Genomic DNA, 17498 nt, shown 5'->3' on the forward strand with positions numbered 1-17498 from the left:
GATTAGCTGCGCAGTTCCTCATACGATTCAACGATCGACAGATCGCCCTCAAGCTTCGATGCGAGTTTCGGACTGCGTGCATCGAGCTTAAGGCGCTCGTGTTGCCAGTCCAGTTCGTCTTTTCCGCGCCAGACACCGTAGACAGTCACGCTCGGGAGTTCGATGATCCCGAAAACGATCGCCAACATGTATAGGAGAATCTCGATTTCCCGCCAGGTTGCTATCGCTTCGTCCGGGAATTCTTCGGGGAGGTCCACTCGCTGGCCTAACATCCGGTGGGCCTGTGCTCGTTCGACGAAGTTCTGGTCATTGCTGAACAAGAGGATGTCGCTCCGGTACTCGCGGTCGTACTCGTCGTACGCGTCGATGATTGCTTCGTCACCCTCGTCGCTGTGGACTTCGACTGCCTGTTCGATGTCCCGGATCCGCCGGTAGTTGAGTAGCCCGAGTCGCCCGATTCGGGCCGCACCAAGCGGCTGATTCCAGTACTCTTCGTAGGTGTCGCCGAACGCATCGACGAACGGGTCGGTATCGTGGCACTTGTAGTCCCAGTCCAGTTCGTCACGGACACCCGTTGCGAGCACGAACCCGTTGACATACCCGATACCTCCGTCAGGGTCGTGCAGGCCGAGGACGCGGTCGATCCGCCACGGCAGAAGGTTCGTATCGAATCCGGCGAATACCGGTGGATGCCCGGCCATTAAGTCGGGATCACCGTATCGGTCAAGAAACGTCACGATGTCGTCTTGATTCGCAGGTTCGAGGATTCCGCTCGCCAGCACGGCATTTCGGAAATCGGCTGCGTCAGGTAGCTCTCGAAAAACCCGGTCCGAATACTGTCGCCTGATCTCTTGCCGTGCGGAGGTGTACTCATCGAGGCTGGTGCTGAATTGTATCCTACAGGCATCGTAGTCGTCGAGTTCGATCCGAAGTAATTCTCCGATCTCACTGGAGGGATGTTCGATGGCGAATTCGTCGTCGCCGCGATCGTATAACCGGTTCAGAAGAACCGTCAGATGGTTGCCCTTCACCCGCATCAAAGCACCTCCGTGAAGTCGATTAGATTGATGGCTGTCCGCGGAATCGTCGGATAACTCTCGCCGAAGTACTCCTCGGTTTTGACGTGCGAATAGTAGAGATGATCAACGTCGTGCTTAACGCCGGCCTGGAAGCTAATCACGGACCAGAACCGCCGGCCAGGCGTGATATCGACGGCGATGTCGGCGTCCGCATCGGTCCCCGCCTCGATTGCTGACTGGAGATACGCGATGATCGCGTCGAAATCAGTCTCGTTGTCGATCGTCTCGATTGTAATCGCCGGTTCTTCGCCACCGTGTGCGGTAACGACCGTCTTCATCAGCGACGTAGCGGCGTCGGTGACATCGTCGATAATCGAATTATTGAGAACGTAGATATCGGTCGGCACGTACCCGTCGTGACACGCGGCGGTCAGTGGATTGACGACCGGAGCGATACTTGTCGAGCCGTTCGTGATCCACACCCGCTCCATAATCAGTCACTCGGAGACCTGGCGTATCAACTTACCGGGAGGAATGACTTGTTTGAACAGGTTATCACTACTCTTTCTCTTTCGTGCTCTGGTCCGAACAGATCGCATTACGTACCTCATCCGGTCACTCGGCTTCAATCGCCTTAGCCGCCGTTTGGAACGGCTGATCAACGCTGCTCACAGATTTGCGGGTGATTAGTTGAACAGGGTGCAGCTCTTAGTATGGCGTGAACACTCTCCAATCCCAGTTCCGGTTGTCACATGATTTATCATACGCTCCACGAATGTGATCCCTAATGAATGAATCAGGTGACGGGGTTTCCGAGCGGGCGATGGAACTCCGGGAACAAGCGCTAACGGATCCGGAGGAGGTCGAGCTCGAAGAGCTGGCGGAGATCCTTTCGAATCCGGTCGTCCCGCCGGCAGCCCACGGCGCTGCGATCGTCGCGCTGCTCAATGTCGCTCGCGTTCGCGACGATATCGGCGAGGCGTTCGTCGAGGATCTGGGTCGGGTGCTCGGTCGTCCGTCACTTAATACGGCGCTCGTTCTCCGCTGTCTTCGACAACTCGCAGTGAACGATCCGGAGGCGGTACTCGCACTTCGAGACGAGATCGTGGACCGCATCTCGATCGAGAGCACTGACGTCACGCAAGCGGCCACTGGGTGTTGTGTCGAACTGATCGCTACGAACCCGGTCGCGTTCGTGGATCAGGTTCCGACTCTCGCTACGCTGCTGGATTCGGAGAACGATCAGGTCCAGAACAACGCGGTCTACATTCTTTCACAAGTGGCTCACGAGTATCCGGAAGAGGTGAAACCGGTCGTTCCACAATTGATTGACGACATCGGGAGTCGAGAGCAGCCGTACCAGATCAATGCACTCTCCGCGCTCGGTGCTGTCACCTCCGCGTACCCTGCCGCTGGTGTTGAGGCGACAGACACGATTGCGGAACTCGTCGCGTCGAACGCGCCTGCGAAAGTTCGAGCGAACGCCGTCGGCCTCCTCGGTGATATCGCCGTCGGGCATCCGGCTGAACTCGAGGAGCACGTTCCGCTCCTGGTGGACTGCATTCAGAGCGACGACGAGTATCTCTCCGGGAACGCGTCAGCCGCACTACTGCACGTTGCGATTGACGATAGCGAGGCGGTCGAAGAGGCGATTCCGGCCCTGATCGAGTTATTGGACGACCCATCTCCAGTGGTACGACGAAACGTGTGCAAGGCGCTCGGACACGTGGAAGCTACGGTCGCTTTGGAGCAGTTGAAGACAATGGCAGAATCAGATCCGGATGAGGAGGTCCGATCGATCGCCGCGTGGGCCGCCGAGAATATTACGTAACTTGAGAATTTGGCTAACTACAGTTCAGTAGGAAACTTTTGTCGACGGATCGGTCGTGGCCTTGTTTGGTGAGATAAGTTCCGTCGCTACGTCACCGAGGAGCATTTCGTACTGATGGGGGAACCTCTTGGTCGTGAGGCGAACGCTTACTCGACGGGCCAGTAAGCACTGTGAGTTCGGAGAGCTCGATCGACCGCTTGCTTAGCTAGATCTACGTTTTCCGGCATCCACGTAAACGGATCAGCGATCTCGGATTCGATGCCGAGTGCGCCTTCAAGGACTCCGAGGGTCGCGTACGCTAGATGGGTGACGTGATATCCACCTTCTTGTACGATCGCGAACGTTCCATCCGTGTATCGATTCGATAGCGTTCGTGCTGCGGAGCCGAGCGTTTCGAATCCGGCCTTCGTTACGGTGTTCCGTCCGAGCGGATCCATCGTTCCCGGATCTTGCCCCGCGCTTACGAGTAAGGCGTCTGGATCGAAGGCCGAAAGTACCGGATCGACGAGTTCGTTGATCGCGTATCGGTAGCCGGTGTCGCCGGTTCCTGCGGGGAGTGGGATGTTAACAGTGTATCCGGTTCCGTCACCAGCACCTCGTTCACTGAGATCACATGATTGTGGGTGCGTTTCGTCGTCCCACGACCAGTGGTCGTTGTGGAGGCTGATGACGAGAACGTCATCACGGTCGTAAAACACTTCTTGGGTTCCGTTTGCGTGGTGAACGTCCCAATCGAGGATGGCAACGCGGTCGGCTAGGTTCGTCTCGAGAACATGGTCTGCGGCGACGGCGACGTTATTGAAAAAGCAGAATCCGTCGGCTTGAGACGGTTGAGCGTGGTGGCCGCTCGGTCGCACGAGAGCGTACGGTACCTCGGGCCGATCGGAATCAACAGCACGTTTGACAGCTGCGATTGCACCACCGGCGGCGAACGCCGCCGCTTGATACGTCTCTTTGGAACCACCAGTTTCCCGGGTGAGACGGCCACCTCCGTTATCGGCCCACGTTCGTACCGTGTTTATGTACGTTTCGTCGTGAACGCGAGCGAGTTGAGAGTCGGTCGCCGGTTCGATACCGGCCCACGTCGTATGGTCGTCAAGTTCGTTTTCGATGATGGCAGCGATATTCTCGATTCGTTCACGTCGATCGGGATGCGGTTCGGCCGCTTCGAGTCGGTCTGTCCACGGCATATCGAATTCTCCATCAGGTGGTGTATGTTCGAGCATCGCCTCGTCGTAGTATACGCGTAATTCCGTCACTGGCCGGCCCTCGGAACGGAAAACGCGTTTCTCTCACTTCCTATCGAACTCCACGTCAGCCTTCTAACGATCCCACGCTCGTCAGCTTCGATCGGAAGTCCCTCACCTGACACTCTCCTGTTCGCCCTAGCCATGCCGCTATACACACAATCCGGTCGATTAAAAAAATATAGGACTCCGCACACATTCTGTAGCGTAATATGGTTCGGTCAGACTACGTCTTCTGGGCACTGGTCGCATGTGTTTCTTACTCGTTCGTTCCGCCGCTCGTTCGCGTCACAACGAGGGACGTTCCGAGCACCGTCGCAGCACTCATATCCAACGTGATACTGGTCGGTATCCTCCTTCTCGTTCTCGTATTAACCGGAGAACCGATTACCCCTCACCTCCAGACCGAAGGGGCGACGTATCTCTACATTGCGGGCATATTTCTCGGCATCGGAATCTTAGCGTACTATCGAGCACTCGAGCTCGGACCGGTCAGTATCGTCGTGCCGCTGTTCGCAATGTTCCTCGTCGGTGGCTCGGTCATCGGTGTAGTCGCCCTCGAAGAATCGCTGACGGGGAGAAATGTGCACGGAATCGTTTTCGCCGTCGCAGCGATTTACTTGCTCTCGGTGTAGGTTACCACCAACGGTGTTCGCGCAATCGTCCGATCGCGTCTCGAATTGTCGGCTCGTTTCGTGAGAAGGTAAACCGAATCCAGTCCGCGTCGGCGTTGGAGTCAGTATAGAAGCTACTTCCCGGGACGGCGGCTACGCCGGCTTCACGGATAAGCCGATAACAGAACTCGACGTCGGTCTCCTCGGTCGGATACCGAGTCACGATGTAGTACGCACCGTCCGGCTTGATCGGATCGAGGCCTGCGTCAATAAGTCCGTCGTAGAGTTGATTTCGACGACGCTCGTACGACTCGGACAGTCGCTGATAGTACGAGTCCGGCAGCGACAACGCTTCGACGCCCGCACGCTGAAACGGCGTAGGCGCACAGATACTGGTGTAGTCGTGAATCTTCCTGAGCTCCCGCGAAAGGTACTCGGGGGCGAGACAGAAACCGACGCGCCAGCCCGTAACGCTGTACGTCTTCGACATACCAGTACAGACGACCGTTCGAGCGGCGAGATCGCCGACTTCGACCGGACTGAGATAGTCGTCGTCGTAGACGATGTGCTCGTAAATTTCGTCGGTAAGTAAGATCAAATCGTGCTCGAAGACGATCTCTTCGATTTGCTCGAGTTCCTCGCGCGTGAACACCTTCCCCGTCGGATTCATCGGCGTATTGAGAACAAGGAGACTGGCGTCTTCGGCTGCTTCAGCGAGCCGTGCGAAATCGATTTCGAGCTTGTCGGTGATATCCAGCGGGACGGCAGTAGCGCCGGCGAATTGGCTCGCAGGGATATAACTTTCGTACACCGGCTCGAAATAAATCACTTCATCGCCAGGTCCGGTGAGCGCGAGCATCGTCGACATGATCGCTTCGCTGGTCCCGCACGTGATGGTCACTTCCATTTCAGGATCGTATTCGACGCCCTTCCAGTCGGCATACCGATCAGCAACCGCGTTACGAAGGTCGGGGAGCCCCCACGTGATCGTATACTGACTCTCCGCGTCGATCGCCGCCACGGCGGCTTCTTTGATCGCCGGTGGAGTCTCGTCAACATCGGGGATGCCTTGCGAGAGGTTAATCGCGTCCCTTCGGAGAGCTTCCCGAGTCATTTCACGGATCACCGATTCGGCGACGCCGGCCGTTCGGCTCGTCCCAATCACGTCGTCCGGAAGCTCGCTACCCCTCATGAGTTACTGGGGTCACTGTCGTTTCTGCCCTGGTCCCGGGTGACACGGACATTATCATCGTCATCTCAGTATCACGCTCATTATTCCGCGAATTTTCGCTCGAGGAGGGTGACGAGCAGGTACGATGCGAGCCGTTCAGTCCCTTCGGTCGAATCGTATCGCGGGGCGACTTCCATCATGTCGACGGCTTCGACTTCGTCATGTCCTCCGAGGACCTCCATCGTTTTGAGCGCCTGGTGTGACGATAATCCGCCCGGGACTGGTGTCCCGGTCCCGGGGGCAACGGACGGGTCGACCGCGTCGATGTCGAAGCTGACGTAGACCGCGTCAGTGTCTTCGGCGGCGGCCTCAATCGCTGCTTCTACTACGGGGACGATTCCTCGCTCTTCGATATCTCGCATGGTGAAGAGGTTTAATCCGGTTTCGTCCGCGAAGTCGAAGAAGTCCGGCGACTCGTAGCCCCGAATACCGATTTGACTGACGGAGTCGAACTCGACGTACGGTGAATCAGCGATCCGCGCCGTACTCGAGCCGTGGAAATCGGTTCCGAAAACGGGACTCTCTGAGACGGTGTCCGTGTGAGCGTCAATCTGGACGAAGCCGATACGGTCGTGTCCTGTTCCCTCGGCGAACCCGCGAAATGCCGGGAACGTGCAGTAGTGATCGCCCCCGAGCATGACCGGAAACGTTTGTGACGCGACCGTTGCTACGTGCGCCGATATGCTCTCGGCCGTCGTCTCGAGATCCATCGGGAAGACGGGAACGTCGCCGACGTCAGCAACGGTGAGATCGTCGAAATTCACTTGCTTCCCGGTCTGCATGTTCGTCAGACCGCCTTTGTATTCCGAGAGGTACGCCCACCACCCACTTGCTTCCCTGATCGCACCGGGTCCGTACCTCGTGCCCGGTCGATTAGAGACCGCGCCGTCGTACGGCACGCCCAACACGGCCGCATCGACGTCGGTGACATCGCCGATTTCTCGCGGATCGGCTTTGAGAAACGTATCGTATCCTGCGTAAGCGAGCTCCACGTCGGAGCCCGGGACGGATTCACGAAACTCCGCGGCTCGGTGTCGCTGCTCGTTTTCACGCATCTTCATCCCCCTCCTCTCGCTTGAGGGCTCGACGAAGGGCTTTTATCGACCGTTCGAGCTGTTCGCGATTGATCGTAAGTGGTGGTTGGAATCGCAGGACGTTTCCATAGTAGCCCCCGACGCCGATGACGATTCCCTCCTCGCGGAGGTACGCTGAAATCCGTTTTGCGAGTTTCCGATCAGGTTTCGACGCGACGCCTCTCGGACCGTCTTCGGTGGGGTCAACGAGTTCGATTCCCTGCATCAACCCGAGGCCACGCGTATCACCGATGGTGTTGAACGACGACTCAAGGGGTTCCAATTGGTCAGAGAGCCACTCCCCTTGTACGCGGGCATTATCGACGATACCGTTCCGTAGCTCGTCGATAGTAGCGAGGGCAGCAGCGCACGAAACCGGATTGCCGCCGAACGTAGAGAGGTGGTCGCCAGAATCGAAACTGTCAGCTATCTCCGCCGGCGCGGTGAACGCTCCAAGCGGCATACCCGTAGCAATCCCTTTGGCCTGTGGCATGATGTCCGGAACGACATCGAAGTGGTCGCTGGCGAACATCCGTCCCGTTCGACCGTACCCGGTTTGGACTTCGTCAACAATGAGGAGACCGCCGTGGTCGTGCGTGATATCCTTCACTCGGGCCAACCACTCGGAAGACGGAACGATGATTCCTCCCTCACCCATAATCGGTTCGACGACGACGGCTGCGAGGTCTCCGGATGTGTGTGTGCCGATGATCTGTTCTAAGTCGTCGGCACAATCCTCTGAACACGACTCGTCGCACGACCGGCATCGATACGCGTACGGTGCCGGTGCGTGGGCGACGTCGTTGATGGTCGGCGCCATTCCGTCCTTGTACGCCTTATTCCCGGTTAGGGCAAGACTGCCGAGCGTCCGACCGTGAAAGCCCATTTCGAGCGCGATGACCTCCTTGCTACCGGTGTATTTTCGCGCGAGCTTGATCGCGCCTTCGACGGCCTCGGTCCCCGAGTTACAGAAAAATGTCTTTCGTAGGTTCCCGGGCGTAATTTCGGCGATTCGTTCGGCAAGGTCCGCGACGGGTTCGGTCGGGTGAACGTACGAACAACCGTGGACGAATTCCTCGAGTTGCGTCTTCGCGGCCTCAACGACCGCTTCATTGCCATGACCGGCGTTTGCAACTGAGATACCTGAAAACAAATCGAGATACGTGTTCCCCTCGTAATCCTCGAGCGAACAGTTTTTCGCTCGTTTGACCGGTACGTCTAAGTCCTTCCAGATGGGCATCACGTACTCGTCGTACCGTTCTTCTACCGCTTCGTTCGTTCTTTGCGAAAGTTCGGTTGTCATCATCTCACACGCTGGCAATCTGTTGCCATCCGTTCTGTTGCTCTACCGGGCATAAAAGATTACCCACTGATTCGGATCGAGCGCAAATCAGTCCACGGACGAAAACCAAACCTTGGTGTAGGGACTCTCCAATAGTACGGTCATGAAACCGGACCTCGACAGGCGGGCATACGATCTCATCCGCCTAGTCGACCGGCACGCTCCAATCGGTAGCATTCAACTCGTCGAATTGATGCAGGAACGCGGATACGACATCAAAGACCGAACGATCCGGTTGATGCTATCGGAACTCGACGAGCTTGGGTATACCGAAAAGGTTCCCGGACAGGGTCGTCGTCTCACCCAGAGCGGTCGAATGGAACTCAAGCAGGGCGACGTCAACGGCCGTCTCGAGCAGATCCGAGCACGCATCGCTACGCTCACGAGTCGCGTAAGTTATGATCCCCTCGAAGACGCCGGTAGCCTCGTCGTTTCCGCCGCCTTCCTCGACGAAGCGGACATCGACGAGGCGCTCGAACTTCTCGAACGGCTCGACTCACTTCCGTTCGGTCCCCTACAGATCGGACTGGAAGAAGCGACCGAGAGCGAGCCCGGCGACTTCCGACTCCTCACACCTTCGAGCATTACACTTGACGGCGTCCTGCTTTCCCACGGAGTCAACGCTGACCTGGCCACCGCTGGAGTACTCGAGTACGAACCGACCGAGCATTCCGATGACGGAACGGTACAGACCGATGGTAGCGATAGTTGCGGTGGACGAATCGTTCGATACGTAGACGTGATTAACGGCGAGGGGTCATCGATCGACGTCATTTCCTTACTCATTGAAGCCGGTCGAAGTGACGTTACTAGCATCATCGAGAACGGCGACAATGGACTACTTATCGGAGATGATCGGGAGTTCCCGATCAACAGGTTCGACGAGGCGCGCGACCTGACTGCCTCTACGAGGGAATCGCTCGGCGGTGCATTTCAGTTTCACCGGCCGCGCGAACAAGCACAACTGCCGAGCGGTAACTCGGCGTGGGCGTTCGGATCAATCACCTACGTCGGACCAGGCGAACTCCTCTTAACGGCCCTTGCCGAGTACGGACTGTCTGACTCGTGGGAAACGCTCTACGGTACAACCGCGAGAAACAGACTCGGCCCGGTACTGGCGGCATCTCATTCGCCGTCGCTTGACGACTGATAGAGCGCGTACACGCTCGGTCGCCTATCCTCGAGAGCATCGTCATTTGCGGTCAGTGCTTTGTTTCGAGCGATCGTGAGATCACAATCGGTCACGACCGCGTGTTCCCCGGTCATCGGCGCGGGACCTGCCACCGGGCTGCCGTTCGGATCGACGATCACGCTCTGCCCTTCGAAGGTTACGCCGCGTTCGGTCCCGGAACGATCTGCGCAGGCGATGTATACCCGGTTCGCATTCGCGTGTGCGATCGCTTGGTGGACACCCATGGTCCATCCACCGGGTCGATCCTCACCCGCCGATCCAGGAACCCAGTTCGTCGGTACGGCAACGAGGTCAACGCCGTCTCGAGCCTGTGCAATCGTCTGTTCGGCGAACCACAGATCGTTGCAGATTTGAACACCGAATCGCCCGAACGGCGCCTGGAACACCGGAAGCTCGGACCCGGCATCGAACCAGCGCTTTTCCTCGTTCCAAAGGTGTACCTTTCGATAAACGCCCTTAATACCGTCTGGAGAAACGATCAGCGCGCTATTATAGACCGACTGGTTGCTGGCCTCGGCGAATCCACCGACGATCCACGTTTCTGTTTCGGCGGCGACTTCGGCCCACGCCTGTCCGGTCGGACCGTCTCGCGGTTCGGCCATCGATGTAACCTCGTCGGTAGATTCGAAGACGTAACCAGTAGTTGCCAGTTCTGGGAGAACGACCAAGTCTGCGTCCTGATTCGAACGGACGCGCTCTACAGTCCGTCCTCTATTCGATTCGACGGCTCCGAACTCCGGTACCGTTTGAACTGCCGCAATTCGAACGTCAGTCGCTGCGCTCATTCCCAGATCCCTCCGGACATGCGATCGATCGCGGTCATCACGACGATCGTCAGTGCGATGAAGACCACGCTCGCAGCTGCGATAGTCGGCGGGTACGAGTAACGGAGTTGATTGTAGATGTGGATCGGGATCGTTTCGACGAGGAACAGCGACAGGAGCCACGCAATGATGTACTCGTTCAACGAGAGGATGAACGCGAACAGTGCCCCGGAGATTACGTTGGCCCGCAGCAGCGGGTAAGTGATCGTTCTAATCGTGCGTAGTGGGGAGGCTCCGAGATTCATTGCGGCCTCCTCGTACGTTCGATCAATTTCGGATAGTCCCTGGGAGATCAGAATAAACGGGAACGGAGCGTAGAAAATCCCGTGCGCGACAATGATCCCTATGCGGGAGCCTGCGATGCCGATCTGGAGGAAGAAGACTAAGAATGCAACTCCAATGATCACCGGCGGTAAGAGAATCGGTATGACGCCGAGCGTCCCGATGAGCGTCCCCCAACGATAGTCGAAACGGTCAAGCGCGAATGCGAGCGTACCGCCGATCGTGGTGCTAAGGAGTGCCGCTGAAGCCGCAATCTCAAGGCTGGTGCCGAGCGCGAGGAGCCACGACGAGTCCGTGAAGAACTCCACGTACCATTGAAACGAGATCCCGCCAGGAGGGAATGTCAGGAATTTCTCTGGCGTGAACGAGACGGCAGTGATCACGCCTAGCGGTGCGATAATGAACACCATCACAGCGGCAACGTATAGTCGGAGAGCTACCCAGAGAATCGACTCTCGAACGTTCGGGTCGACTGACGTCACAAGCGGCTTCCCAACACTCGCGACCCGGTTAACCGCTCGCACCAGTCCGAGACTCGCTGCAGCGGAAGCAATTCCGCGTAGAAAGCCAGCAGCGTCATCGTTCGACCCAGCCGAATTAGAGGCGCTTTCGTCACTTCTCTTGTCCGTAGATATCCCCTCTCCACCCCCCAGGCTCGCGGCCGTAGCGTTAGTAAACCGAACAAGCGCCAAGAGGAAAGCAAGGACGACAATGATCAATCCTATGCTCATCGCCGCCCCGAACGGGTAATTGCTTTCACTCATTATCTGCCGTTCGATCAACACCGGGAGAGTCCGTTCAGAAGAACTGCCGAGAAGCCGCGGGATGACGTACGCTCCGAGTGCAAGGATGAACACCAACGCAGTTCCGCTAATAATTCCATTTTTCGATAGCGGTAACGTCACCCGACGGAACGTCATCACCGGACCCGCACCGAGGTTTTTCGAGGCTTCAAGCAACTCTCCGTCGATGTTCCGGATACTACTGTAGAGGGTAAGGATCATGAACGGCAAGAACACGTACACCATACCGACGATCATTGCCGAGTAACTGGGATAGAATGACTGATGCTCGGAGAGGAAGCCGGTGGCGACGCCGACCGAACTCAAGATACCACCGGATGCGAGAATAACTTGCCATGCGTAGGCTCTGATGACGTACGTCACCCATAGTGAGGAGACGATAGCGAGCAACAGCACGCTCCGCAACCGTGGACGATTCACCTGAGCGAGATAGTATGCCAGTGGATAGCCCAGTAGAAGTGAGACGAACGCCGTCACTATCGACACTTCGATTGTCAACCACAACTGGCCGAGATAGAGATTACTCGTGAGAAAGCGCGTGTAATTCTCGATCGTGAACCCGGCTTCGTACTGGCCGCCCGGGACGTTTATCCAGAAGCTGAACACGACGAGCATCCCCAGCGGAACGAGGAAAATACCAACGAGCCAGACTAACGGATACGAAAGGACGTACCACTTCGCATTCGAAACGATTCCCGCGCGACCTTCGTCAGCCGACCGATCGCCATTCGTTGATGTCTCCGTCGCCATCTATTCCTCCACAATCCGGCAGTCGTCCGGATCGATGGTAACTGAAACACTATCTCCGAGCGTCACCTCGTCCATCCCGCTTCGGCGGACAACGACCAGTTCTCTGCCGTTGGACGTCTCAAGTCGGAACTCGACGCTGCTTCCGAGGTGGCGTTTGAACGTAATGTCCCCTTGAAACACGTTACTCCTCTCAGTAGCTGTTCGGGTACCACCATCAGCGCTCGTCGCTTCGAATCGAACTCGTTCTGGTCTAACGATGACCGAAACCTCACTCCCAGTTTCGAGCGCCCCGGGACTCTGCGATCGAACAGTTACGTCCCCGCAATCGACGGTCGCGTAACCGTTCTCGATCGCCGTGACGGTCCCGTCGAAAATATTCGCCGTGCCGAGGAAATCCGCTACAAACCGGGTATCCGGCTCGTCGTAAACCACTTCGGGCGGCCCGACCTGCTCGAAACGGCCGTCGTTCATCACCGCGAGTCGGTCGGACATCGTCAACGCCTCTTCCTGATTGTGCGTGACGAAGACGGTCGTGATCCCGATTTCCTGTTGGATCCGGCGTAACTCAACTTGCATTTGTTCTCGGAGCTGCTTATCCAGACTGGCCAGCGGCTCGTCGAGTAACAGCGCTTTCGGACGCGGCGCAAGCGCTCGAGCGAGCGCGATCCGTTGTTGCTGCCCGCCGGAGAGTTGATCCGGGGTTCGGTCGCCGACGCCCGGCAGTTCGACCAGGTCGAGCATTTCTGCGACGCGCGCATCGATCTCTTCGCGGGTGTACTCGCCCGAGGCTTCCATGCCGTACGCGATGTTCTCGTGGATGGTCATGTGCGGGAATAACGCGAAATCCTGGAACACCATCCCCGTGTCGCGTTCGTACGGTGGCATGTCGGTCACGTCCTTTCCGTCGATCCGTACTGTCCCGTCGGTCGGCGTCTCGAAACCCGCGATCGTCCGTAACGTCGTCGTCTTCCCGCAGCCCGACGGACCGACGAGCGTGACGAACTCCCCGCTCTCAATGTCGAGATCAACACCCTTGACGGCGAGGATACCTCCGGGATACCGCTTCGATACGCCCTGAAGTGAAATCCCACTCATTATTCGACGTCACCGACGATGAACTCCTCCCAGCGTTCATTGACCCAGTCTTCTTCCTCGACGTAGAGGTCGTAACTGGGAGTGATCGCTTCGCTCGGTCCCGGACCCGCGATTTTCTCGTACGTCTCGTCGTCGAGTTCGGAATGTTCCCTGTCGATCGTCGGGCTCGTATAGAGGTTCTCGGCAACACGGTCCTGCACTTCCGGCCGGCTGGCGTAATCGATGAATTGCCGGGCTTCTTCTTTCAACTCTGAAGTCTCGAGCGTGACCCAGAGCCCGGAGTCGAGAATCGACCCTTCCTCAACGAAATTCGATTGCACTGGTGCGTCATCATCCTGCATGACGAGCGTAATATCACTGTACAGCATGCCCGCCGGCGCCTCACCGTCTCTGAGTCGCTGCTGAAATTCCGCCTCGTTCTCGTACCAGAAGTTCGCTTGCGGTTTGACTTCCTCCAACTTCTCGAACACTTCGAGAACCCCGTCTTGGTCCTCGAGAATCTCCTGCCCATCGAAGTAGAGAACGGCCGTTACGTCGAGTAGGAACGAGTTAGATGCGTACCCGAGTAGACCGAGCATGTCTTCGTACTCTTCATCCCACAGCGCTTCCCACGTGTCGACTGGCTCTTCGATCTCTTCGGTGTTCTGGACGAGGTTGATGTACCACGAGAGCGCACCGATACTCGAAATACCACCGTCGGCCTCACCGACAAGGTCGTCGCTGATGTACTGAAGGTTCTCGAAGTCGTCCTCGTCCCAGATGTGCCACAGTTCGGAGTTCAACCCCTGTCTAACCCCGGTTTGAGCCATGATTGCGACGTCGACGGGTGCCTGACCTGCCTGAACACCGTTTTCGTACTGGGTTAACGCCTCTTCCGAGGTCGGTTGCTCCTCCGACTCCACCTCAAAGTCAACTTCCTCGCTAAACGGTTCGAACAAGTGCTCGTCCATCACCTCTTGGAAGACACCGCCGTAGACCGCCACCGTCAGCGTGTCATCGCCACCGCCGGAGTTTTCGAACATCGTCGTACACCCTGCAAGTCCGGCCAGCGAAAGGGCGCCCGCGCCCGCCGTAGTTGACCGAAGAAACGTCCGTCGTCCGTGAGTCTCTTTACCTGGCATTATGTTGCCACCGTACATTATGATGTCTGTTACCAATACATAAAACTTCCTACGAAGACTCACAATTCTATGGGTTTTAACCAGTTGACCTCGAACTTCGACGTCAAATGATGCTCTTTGGGTCAAAATAGGAGACGAACACTCAGGAAGCACCTACACAGATGAAAGATCAGAACAGGACTTCACACCGGCGAGCGTCTCCCACTCCAGCGCGATTCCCGACTCGACGCAGAACGAAATGAGACACTCGGACGGGCCCGCATACGTAAGTGATGCGAACTTCCACCCCGGTTCTCCCCACGGAAACGGGCCCGGTTCCCGCGGTCTGCGAATATCGAGAACGCCGCCTAATCGATCGCGACAATTCACGACGAGGTCGCGAGCTGTCTCGTAGTGGACGAGCGGGAACTCTCGGTTGTCAGCGACGAGCAATCCCGTCTCTCCGTCGATCGCACTCGTGATGTCAGTTTGGCGAGCGGCGATCAGTAACGAAACGAGATCGACCGTTGCTTGCTTGTCGTGAATAACATCGATGAACCGTCGGATGGCACCCCCGTGATCCGCGGGTTCCGGATCGTCGTACGGAACCGACGTGGGGTTTTGGTGATACTCGATCACGCCGATCGTCTCGGGATGACTCTCTATCCCGTGTGAGAGTAGCACACCGTCGACCGTTACGCTGGAAGGGATCGTAACTTGAATACGGTCGCTATCGCTTCCTCCAACGAAGTCGATCGACATTCGAACTGGGCCGAGCATCGAGTCATTCAACGCTACTAGTAGTTCCTCGAGCGTGTCTCGATCCTCACGCGAAACGGTTACGGTTCCGACGACAAGGTCACCTGAATCGGTCGCCGGATCGTAGGTGACTCGACTCGTCAGATTAGCGATTCGCTCACGAACCCGTTCGACCCGTCCTGTGACTCCCCCGCGTTCGAGTTCGTCACGGCCGGCCGGCGTTAATCGACGTCCCTTCCCACCGACCTTCACGGTTAATCCCGCATCGTCGAGATCCGCGAGTGTGTTCCGAACCGTTCGCTCGGTCACGGAGTACCCGTGCTTACGGAGGTGCTCCGTCAGATGAACGCTACCAATTGGTTCGTATTCCGCTAGTAGACGAAGGATATCGTACGTGCGCCGATCGGGATCGGTCGTCATTAGTTGCTCACTCTTGGACGGCAGCTAAATCGGTGGCGACATCCGCGAACGCTTCGACGTGGGCGTCGATCTCCGTCTCGGTGTGCTGGATGCTGACGGTCCACTGTTGGGAAGCATCGTGCGGATGTGGAATCACGCCTCTGTTCACCATCCCGAACCAGTAGGCTTCGTGAAACCCTTCGTCGACGGCCTCCCAATCGCGAAACGTACGAATCGGTACTTCGGTGAAGTACACCATCCCCTGCGATCCGACGCTCGCGACGCGCGCATCGAGACCTTCGTCTTCGATCACGTCGCGGTAACCAGACGAGAGACGATCAGCGAGATGAGTCACGTGGTCGTACGCATCGGAGGTTAGAATTTCGCGGAGCGTAACCCCTACCGCCCGAAGAGATAGTGGATTCCCGTTGTATGTTCCGTAGTGCGCCGCGCCGGTTGCGACGCCGTCGTCGAGGTCGGCTGCGATGCACTCCATGATTTCGCGACGGCCGCCGAACGCTCCGACGGGAAAGCCGCCGCCGATCGCTTTCGCCAGTGCGACGAGGTCAGGCTGAACGCCGTAATACTCCGCGCCACCCCCGGGCGCGAGTTTGACGCCGGTTTTCACCTCGTCGAAGATCAACACGACGTTGTACTCGTTAGCGAGTTCGCGCAGTCGCTCCAAAAATCCGTCCGCCGGTTCCACGAGTCCGAGGTTTAGACAGGCCGGTTCGACGAGGATTGCCGCGACATTACGACCGTGCTCACGGAGCAGCCGTTCGACGCTGTCCGCGTCGTTGTACCGACCCAAGAGGACATTTTCAGGTACTGAGTCCGGTATTCCCTGCGATTCTTTGACCGGTCGTGGATCGAATTCGGGTCCTGCCTGCTCGATCGGTGGCATCTTGCTCACCAACGCCGCGTCGAACGCCCCGTGATACGCACCCTCCATTCGGATGACTTTTTCCCGACCGGTATAGGCCCGCGCGAGGCGCACGGCGTGCATGGCCGATTCGGTCCCGCTGTTCGTAAACCGAACCTGCTCTATCGCATCCCAGCGATCAATGAGAGGCCGAGCCGCGAACTCGATGAGTTCGCTCGGACGTGTATACAACGTTCCGCGCTCGAGCTGATCGATGGCGGCTTCCGTTAGTTTCGGATGGGCGTGGCCCACGAGTTGGGTGCCGTTGTTGAGTGCGAAATCGAGGTACTCGTTTCCGTCTACGTCGTAGATAGTCGCTCCGTTCGCTCGAGTGGCGTGGATCGGATACGGTTCGTACGCGCGGAACGTACTACAAACACCGCCAGGGACAAGTTCACGGAGCTCTTCGGCCATGGCAGCTGAATTCGGTGTCCGTTCTCGGTACGTATCGTACGCCTTCGACAGCAGTTTTTCTCCCTTCATCTTTCACGTGGCACTGGAACCTCCACCCAAATGCGGAAGTGGATTTCCGGTCCCAGGACAATGACTATCGAGTTAGATATTAAATTTTCCCCCAATATCCAATTTGAGCGGGTGATTGCTCAGATTAGCGTGTTGCCGAGCAAAACAGGATCTATATCCAGACTCCTTTTACGGAATAGCATTTCCGCCCCTACCTGCATGTTACCAAGAAAAACAGGGTATCACCTAGCAACACATTTCAAACGAAAGCGTCGTTCGATCTCGGTTACGTGCAGACATTGGCGGCCCATGGATCGTTTTCATTCGATTGAGATAGCTAGAACCGAACGTCGCTCGGCGAGTGTCATCCATGAGTCACGTTCACAGCATTCGAACTTCTGCAACAATTCGAAGGAGAACGGTCGAATCAAGAAGCGAGCAAGATACCGACGATGAGGATGACGAAGAAGGCGACTCACATCGATAGCGACCGCATCGTGTGCGATCGGTCCTACGCAATAACGAAACCGGCAGATCCGTTGAACACCCCGTA

The 17498-nt window shown here is 57.3% G+C and carries 15 protein-coding genes; 3 read left to right on the plus strand and 12 right to left on the minus strand.

All coding sequences use genetic code 11. The features are described from left to right. Positions 1 to 2 precede the first annotated feature (2 nt). On the minus strand, positions 3 to 1037 hold the full coding sequence (locus RJT68_RS15210; protein ID WP_407037391.1) for a hypothetical protein: 1035 nt from the start codon (positions 1035 to 1037) through the stop codon (positions 3 to 5). Further along, positions 1037 to 1510 (minus strand): hypothetical protein, encoded by a 474-nt coding sequence (locus RJT68_RS15215; protein ID WP_407037392.1) that lies wholly within the window; start codon positions 1508 to 1510, stop codon positions 1037 to 1039. The genes RJT68_RS15210 and RJT68_RS15215 overlap by 1 nt, the downstream gene beginning before the upstream one ends. Positions 1511 to 1806: 296 nt before the next feature. Between RJT68_RS15215 and RJT68_RS15220 the strand changes: the two genes are divergently transcribed. Continuing rightward, a complete protein-coding gene (locus RJT68_RS15220) occupies positions 1807 to 2850 on the plus strand; it encodes a HEAT repeat domain-containing protein (protein ID WP_407037393.1) in 1044 nt (347 codons plus the stop codon). A 146-nt stretch (positions 2851 to 2996) separates the two neighbouring features. On the opposite strand, the gene RJT68_RS15225 is transcribed toward RJT68_RS15220, so the two are convergent. Further along, positions 2997 to 4109 carry an arginase family protein gene (locus tag RJT68_RS15225; RefSeq protein WP_407037394.1) on the minus strand — a complete coding sequence of 371 codons (1113 nt, stop codon included), beginning with the start codon at positions 4107 to 4109 and terminating at the stop codon, positions 2997 to 2999. 200 nt (positions 4110 to 4309) lie between these two features. Here RJT68_RS15225 and RJT68_RS15230 point away from each other — a divergent pair, with 200 nt between their 5' ends. Further along, the gene (locus RJT68_RS15230) at positions 4310 to 4732 is read left to right on the plus strand and encodes an EamA family transporter (protein WP_407037395.1); all 423 of its coding nucleotides are present in this window, start codon (positions 4310 to 4312) and stop codon (positions 4730 to 4732) included. 1 nt (position 4733) lies between these two features. Here RJT68_RS15230 and RJT68_RS15235 read toward each other — a convergent pair whose 3' ends face one another. From RJT68_RS15235 to RJT68_RS15245, 3 genes are all read right to left on the minus strand, one after another. Continuing rightward, positions 4734 to 5903: a pyridoxal phosphate-dependent aminotransferase gene (locus RJT68_RS15235; RefSeq protein WP_407037396.1), complete on the minus strand. Its 1170-nt coding sequence runs from the start codon at positions 5901 to 5903 to the stop codon at positions 4734 to 4736. Positions 5904 to 5983: 80 nt separating this feature from the next. Further along, positions 5984 to 6997 carry an agmatinase family protein gene (locus RJT68_RS15240; RefSeq protein WP_407037397.1) on the minus strand — a complete coding sequence of 338 codons (1014 nt, stop codon included), beginning with the start codon at positions 6995 to 6997 and terminating at the stop codon, positions 5984 to 5986. Next, entirely contained in the window at positions 6990 to 8318 is a 1329-nt protein-coding gene (locus tag RJT68_RS15245; protein ID WP_407037398.1) for an aspartate aminotransferase family protein, read from the minus strand. Before RJT68_RS15245 ends, RJT68_RS15240 begins: the two co-directional genes overlap by 8 nt. A gap of 142 nt (positions 8319 to 8460) precedes the next feature. Here RJT68_RS15245 and RJT68_RS15250 point away from each other — a divergent pair, with 142 nt between their 5' ends. Continuing rightward, positions 8461 to 9507 (plus strand): NrpR regulatory domain-containing protein, encoded by a 1047-nt coding sequence (locus tag RJT68_RS15250; RefSeq protein ID WP_407037399.1) that lies wholly within the window; start codon positions 8461 to 8463, stop codon positions 9505 to 9507. Here RJT68_RS15250 and RJT68_RS15255 read toward each other — a convergent pair. The 6 genes from RJT68_RS15255 to RJT68_RS15280 form a co-directional block, all read right to left on the minus strand. Further along, complete coding sequence (locus RJT68_RS15255; RefSeq protein WP_407037400.1) at positions 9483 to 10334, minus strand: nitrilase family protein; 852 nt, start codon at positions 10332 to 10334, stop codon at positions 9483 to 9485. The two genes, RJT68_RS15250 and RJT68_RS15255, sit on opposite strands and share 25 nt — an antisense overlap. After that, complete coding sequence (locus tag RJT68_RS15260) at positions 10331 to 12208, minus strand: ABC transporter permease subunit (RefSeq protein WP_407037401.1); 1878 nt, start codon at positions 12206 to 12208, stop codon at positions 10331 to 10333. The genes RJT68_RS15255 and RJT68_RS15260 overlap by 4 nt, the downstream gene beginning before the upstream one ends. Then, positions 12209 to 13303, minus strand: coding sequence for an ABC transporter ATP-binding protein (locus RJT68_RS15265; RefSeq protein ID WP_407037402.1), 1095 nt, complete (start codon positions 13301 to 13303; stop codon positions 12209 to 12211). Further along, positions 13303 to 14424, minus strand: coding sequence for an ABC transporter substrate-binding protein (locus RJT68_RS15270; protein WP_407040390.1), 1122 nt, complete (start codon positions 14422 to 14424; stop codon positions 13303 to 13305). Before RJT68_RS15270 ends, RJT68_RS15265 begins: the two co-directional genes overlap by 1 nt. Before the next feature lie 153 nt (positions 14425 to 14577). Continuing rightward, positions 14578 to 15582: an NrpR regulatory domain-containing protein gene (locus RJT68_RS15275; protein WP_407037403.1), complete on the minus strand. Its 1005-nt coding sequence runs from the start codon at positions 15580 to 15582 to the stop codon at positions 14578 to 14580. A gap of 7 nt (positions 15583 to 15589) precedes the next feature. After that, a complete protein-coding gene (locus tag RJT68_RS15280) occupies positions 15590 to 16966 on the minus strand; it encodes an aspartate aminotransferase family protein (protein ID WP_407037404.1) in 1377 nt (458 codons plus the stop codon). Between the last annotated feature and the right edge of the window lie 532 nt (positions 16967 to 17498).

This window comes from Halovalidus salilacus, from assembly GCF_031852275.1.
Classification (GTDB): domain Archaea; phylum Halobacteriota; class Halobacteria; order Halobacteriales; family Natrialbaceae; genus Halovalidus; species Halovalidus salilacus.